1 rRNA gene is annotated in these 342 nt (G+C 42.1%); it reads right to left on the reverse strand.

The features are described 5' to 3' along the window. Positions 1–213: ribosomal RNA gene (locus APS80_RS10350) — 16S ribosomal RNA — on the reverse strand; the annotation flags it as partial. Positions 214–342 lie beyond the last annotated feature (129 nt).

Raw genomic sequence — 342 nt, forward strand, 5'->3', positions numbered from 1 at the left:
CCTTTCACTGTAGAACCATGCGGTTCAACATGTTATCCGGCATTAGCCCCGGTTTCCCGGAGTTATTCCAGTCTTATAGGTAAGTTACCCACGTGTTACTCACCCGTCCGCCGCTAACGTCAAAGGAGCAAGCTCCTTATCTGTTCGCTCGACTTGCATGTATTAGGCACGCCGCCAGCGTTCATCCTGAGCCAGGATCAAACTCTCCATATAAAATATATGATGTTTGATTAGCTCATATTTGCTAAATGTGTTTCTTCAACACTTGTTCAATCAACGATTGAATCGTTGTTTATTGGAATTAACGTTGACATATTGTCATTCAGTTTTCAATGTTCATTT

The organism is Staphylococcus auricularis, assembly GCF_001500315.1.
Taxonomy (GTDB): Bacteria; Bacillota; Bacilli; order Staphylococcales; family Staphylococcaceae; genus Staphylococcus; species Staphylococcus auricularis.